We start from the raw sequence: 5,440 nt of genomic DNA, 5'->3' as shown, positions 1-5,440 counted from the left end.
CCTCATCATTGAAAATCAAAGATAATTTCAACCTTTGATTCACTTTCTTTCAACATGCCTTTCTGACTACCAAGTACGCATTTGCCGGATGAACCTTAGATACGTTATGTATTGTGATAAAGCTCTAGTAGTGGCAAAAAAATTTATCACATTGCCCCACACCATTCTTGGAAAGGAGAGAAAAGCCTGAAACCACCCATGAAGTTGTTTAACACAGTAGGCACGATGAAAAATTCTAAGCCCCAAGCAAAAAGCATTAATTGCGATCAGATACCATAGAATTGTTTCTTCCTCCACTAAAGGAGGATATTGGTAAGCATTTGGATCTAAGCTAACTATTATCCAAATAGCGACAACAACAATTACAACAATATACCCGAGTAAATTAACTAAATTCGTAATCAAGGCTTTTCGATCTCGATACAAAATATATTTAATGGATAAAGGACCTTTCCACCCTAAATTCGCCCAACCTTGTAAGCCGATACCGAGCACCCAACGTGATTTTTGACGCACAGCAGCCCAAAATTTGTTTGGAAAGAATTCCTTAATACAAACTAATTCCTTAACTTTAACTTGCCTCTTTTTCCCTGTAAGTATAGATTTTTGAGTTATTGTTCTTTCTACAAATAGGCGGACAAACATCTGTTTTAACTTATGCTCTCTGAGCTTAAATCCGAAATCATAGTCTTCTGTTAGAGAGTTGGTGCTAAAAATTTGATTATTGTTATTACTTGCGACAACGCTAATAGCTTTTCGGCTAAAAGCAACTCCAACGCCAGCCGCGGGAATGCTTTTAGTAATGGATTCTCTTACCGGCAAATCTTTATAATGCAGCTGAGCAAATTCATCCTGATAATGTGCTCCGGTGAATTCATACCATTTGCGCTTTAATGACAACACCGGTAGTTGCACCATATCTGCCTTTGGAAACAGGTAATTGAATAATTTATAACATAAAGGATGTATTACATCTTCACAGTCTTGCATAATAAAACAAGCAAATTCAATTCTATTTTTTTGTTCAAATGCTTTGATTCCATTACAAATCCAATTTAGACAATCCGCTTTGTTTGTGGGTCCATCATTTCCAGTGATACAAAGATGAACATGATCACTTTCGACCATAACTTTCTCAACTTCTGCACGGGTTTTAGGATCATTCTGATAAACCCCTACAAAAATATGATAATTTGTATAATTAATTGATTTTATAGTATTTCTTAGCATCAAACCAATAACTGCCGACTCATCCCAAGCAGGGAGCATGATGGCAATAAATTGTTCAGGCTTATCCAGTATTTGTTGTTCTGTTAATGGCTGATATTTTGTCATTACAAAAAATTTTCGATAAAAATGCCTTATCCAGAAATACAAATCAATAAAAAGATCATCAAGTCCACTAATAAAGAAAACAATACACACAAATGTCATCAACACTTGCATGACAACTAAAAAATAAGGAATATTTTCCATTCTACGGAGAGCTAAAAGTTATCTTTGAATCAACCCTTAAATTCATTTTCAGATGACAATAACGGAGTTTCATTTCTTACCCATCTCGTTATCAATTCAGCAATTCGCTCGGCGGCTTTTCCATCACCGAAAGGATTATTGCCAATCATCGCCTGATAAGCTTTCTCATCAGTTAACAATAAACTAATTTCAGCAACTATTTTATTTGTTGATGTGCCAATGATCTTTGATAAACCTGCGTTAAATGCTTCCGGTCTTTCAGTTAATTTTCGTAACACTAAGAGCGGTTTTTTAAGTGTTGGTGCTTCTTCCTGCACACCCCCGGAATCAGTAACAATGATATGAGCTTTTTGCATCAAATATAAGAAACACAGATAATCAACCGGTTCTATTAATGCGACACGTTCTACATCAGACAGAATCTCCATCACTGTTTTCCTAACATTCGGATTTAAATGAACAGGATAAACCACCATAACATCTGGAAAGCGCTTAATAATTTCCTTTAACGCAAGGCAAGTATTTTTTAGATCTTCTCCAAGTGACTCTCTCCTATGTGATGTTACTAAAATGACACGGTATTGATTAAGAGGTAAATTCTTGATGGATGATTCTGAGAAAGAGAATGGCGCCTTAAGTAGTGCTGACATTGCGTCGACAACAGTATTTCCTGTTACAAAAATATTTTCTTCTTTTGTACCTTCATTTATTAATTTCTCTTTCGCCAATGGTGTGGGGGCTAAATGAATCTGTGTCAATACCGAAGTTAATCGACGGTTCGCTTCTTCCGGAAACGGATTATACAATTCATGACTACGTAGCCCCGCTTCAACATGAGCAACAGGTATTTTAAGATAAAATGCTGCAACTGAAGCTGCAAAGACCGTAGTTGTGTCACCCTGAACCATTAACATATCGGGCTTTACATCTGTAAGAGTTTTATGCATCAATTGCAATACCCTGCATGTCAAGTCATTTAAATTTTGATTTGGCCTCATTAAATCCAGATCTATGTCCGGAACAATTTTAAACAACGATAACACTTGATCAAGCATCTGCCGATGCTGGGCTGTTGCAATAACTATTGAATCAATATAATTTGATTTTTGTTTAAGAGCATAAACGACAGGAGCCATTTTGATGGCTTCTGGACGTGTGCCCATAATGATTGCAATTTTCTTTTTATTCATTTATTTATTTACATGTAATTTTGATTAATTTGACACTTAATTTTTTTGAAGTATTCGTCGATTTGGCTCATAGCGCCAGTTATGACACTAGGAGCCAAAGATAAAAGTAGAGGTACTATTATGGTTTGAGACTGTCAACAGTAATAAATGTGTAACCTTGTTGCTTGAGCCCATCCACTACCTGAAGAAGCATATTTTGTCCTAAATAGGGATGATAAAAGAAACTAGCAAATCCATCTCGAACGACAAGGTTAGCTTGGCCGGCTGCAAGCAAATCTGCCGGCAATCGAGCTGGATGATTGTTAAATGGCACAGGTTCAATATTCCCGAGGTTCTCTGGAATAATCAAACTGCCGTATATATCTTTCACGGGATAAGGAAAAAACTGCCCAGCAAGCCGACTGTAATCGATGGGCTGGTTACTTAAATTACCCGGAAAATATAAACCGCGATCGTAGCGTATTCCAAAACGCTCCTGTACAGCCAAGTAATCGATCACCGACCCTGCATAGTGAGGAAATTCAAAAATTTCCGGAACTTGCAAGCCGGCCGCCAAGAAAGCGGCTTCTGACAAAGCGATGCGATTAGATATCCATTCTTCTGAATCACCCGGAACCGGTCCGTCATATCTAACCGTATCAGTTGCATCCACGTGAGCTGTATAAAATTCAAAATCTTCTGCACTAACGCCATTGTAGGGGTTAATCAAGTTTCCAAACTGATGGGTATAGCCATGCATAAGCAATGTACCACCCATGGATTGCATAAATTGTAAAGCCTGAACAACATTGGGCCTATCAGAAAGGTTATAAGCCTCTGGCACTCCGTTATTGTAAACTCCATAAGGATCTTCATAACGAGGATACACTGCGACTGCAAATGGAACGCCACGGTTAAAAAGCTGCTGAGCAATAATTCTTAGCTCTTGGGGGTTAGCGTCAGGCCCTACGTCTTCTATTCTAACGAGTGCTCGATGCCGTTCGACTGTAGCTGGAGCCAAGAGGTCGAACAACAAGTCGGCCAGAGCGAGATAGCGGTCGGTATGATCAATGTATGCGAATGGCATTTCTCCAATATAAGTTAAATTCAAAGAACGCACCGCCCATGGAAAGCTGGTTCCATTAGTTCTCTTCGCCATTGCCGGAAATTGAACCCGGGCTGTATCCACGTTGGCATAGGTCATCATACCAGCTTGATTTATTGTGTTTCGAGTCAAGTCGGTCAGTTTGTAATTGATTGTTCCTATTGGGCTGAAATCGTACCCGGCCCAGTTCCAACCGTAGGCCGCCTGGAAGTCACTGGAATACGCTGTAAGCTGCCAAATATTGCTATACATCCACAAGACTGGAGTCGTTCCGGCCAGCGTATCAGTAAGGAAAGCAGGGGGAAGAGGCTCGTCATAAGTTGATCCAAGGTAGATCACTGCGCTAAAACCTGTCATCTCTCCGGCGATATATTCTCCTACCGGATGAGCTTTCCATGTTCCGAAATGAGATACAAGGTTTGCTGTCATCTGAGCGTAGAGCTCACCCAAGAAACCCCACGGTCCAGTTGTATCATATAGAATCAGTGTATTTGTCGGATTGTTCAGGTCTTCAACCGGACCTGCCATCAACGCTGTCCGGCTTGCTTGTAAATTTGCGCTTAGAGACTCGGCACCTCTAATTGTATCTTCAGCCAGCACAGCTTTGCCAACGCGTTTTGGTTCGGTTGGCTTAGCTTTCAGTGGACGGGGGGGGGAAGGCAATATTCCTAAATTTTGAATGTTCTGTAAATCGGATTTGCTTTTATTTAGTTTATCTAAGCTTGGACGAACTCTTGCCTTAGAGTCGCCTAGCTGAGTGCGGATGCTTAAGGCATCGTTTGTATTAATCATGATCTGAGCACTGACGGAAATGGCAGCCAAAAGCATACAAATGCTCACCATAACCATCAATAACCAGCCTGTATGATATCGCTTCTTCATTATTTTCTCCAATATATTTTATTGTAATATGCTTTTTGATTTACGTATTTTTTTAGAAATATTCTGTCCCCCTCTCGTGCAAGTTGCGACATTTGTTACTTCCGGATCTCATGTGGTTAGTCTGATTCTGCTCACCCCATACCTTTTCAGAGTTATCAGATTCTTACTTTAATGAATATTCTCTATCTTTACCTTGTAATCCTTAATCCTTCCATCTATCTTTGTGTTCTTCTTTTACTAGCAGCTCAAATGATATCTTTATTGCTGCCAAAGCATAAGTGACAAGCCTCCATGATTTTGTAGTATTGATGTACTAAATATGTCCTACTTATATAAAGTGCAATGGATCATTCTGTTCTGGCTTGTTCAGTTTAAAAATTTTACTATCTGGCATGCGGTGTTTTCCTTATTGATTGATCTGACCGGATCTTTACCAACAGATTACACCGCTTTCTTCTCCTCTGTCATACACCAGAAATGATCATATCTCCATACAACCAAGCGGTCAGCGTGAAGATTTTTATATAAGAATATTCTTATATAAATAGGATATATTTAGTACATCAATACTACAAAATCATGGAAGTTTGTCACTTATGCTAATGTGAAGAAAGGCATACTATCTATTCTGGCGTTGCGGGCCGGGGCTAGGCGCTATGACAATGCTACTGACTTGCTGCAAGGCAATGTAAATGCAAATACTGCGGTTGAATTAGGGCCTGTTAACACTATTTGATATAATATGGTGATGGAAATCACTGAAAACCAATATCAACGGATCGAACACTGTCTGCCGCGCCAGCGCGGC

Annotated in this window: 3 protein-coding genes; all 3 read right to left on the bottom strand. The window is 39.3% G+C overall.

The annotated features are described in order from the left end of the window. Nucleotides 1-66: 66 nt before the first annotated feature. Nucleotides 67-1,476, bottom strand: coding sequence for a glycosyl transferase family protein (locus tag C4S39_RS14745; protein ID WP_103967690.1), 1,410 nt, complete (start codon nucleotides 1,474-1,476; stop codon nucleotides 67-69). A gap of 29 nt (nucleotides 1,477-1,505) precedes the next feature. Continuing rightward, nucleotides 1,506-2,666 (bottom strand): non-hydrolyzing UDP-N-acetylglucosamine 2-epimerase, encoded by a 1,161-nt coding sequence (gene wecB, locus C4S39_RS14740; RefSeq protein WP_103967689.1) that lies wholly within the window; start codon nucleotides 2,664-2,666, stop codon nucleotides 1,506-1,508. Between the two features lie 118 nt (nucleotides 2,667-2,784). Next, nucleotides 2,785-4,632 carry a DUF2334 domain-containing protein gene (locus tag C4S39_RS14735; RefSeq protein WP_219817984.1) on the bottom strand — a complete coding sequence of 616 codons (1,848 nt, stop codon included), beginning with the start codon at nucleotides 4,630-4,632 and terminating at the stop codon, nucleotides 2,785-2,787. Nucleotides 4,633-5,440 lie beyond the last annotated feature (808 nt).

This window comes from Nitrosomonas ureae, assembly GCF_900108305.1.
GTDB classification, from domain to species: domain Bacteria; phylum Pseudomonadota; class Gammaproteobacteria; order Burkholderiales; family Nitrosomonadaceae; genus Nitrosomonas; species Nitrosomonas ureae_B.
Note: the sequence above shows the minus strand (reverse complement) of the source record. Positions and strands in the feature narration are given on the sequence as shown.

Coding starts and splice junctions, on each gene's coding strand:
- C4S39_RS14745 (WP_103967690.1), bottom strand. CDS start 1,476: ATGGAAAATATTCCTTATTTTTTAGTTGTCATGCAAGTGTTGATGACA.
- wecB (WP_103967689.1), bottom strand. CDS start 2,666: ATGAATAAAAAGAAAATTGCAATCATTATGGGCACACGTCCAGAAGCC.
- C4S39_RS14735 (WP_219817984.1), bottom strand. CDS start 4,632: ATGAAGAAGCGATATCATACAGGCTGGTTATTGATGGTTATGGTGAGC.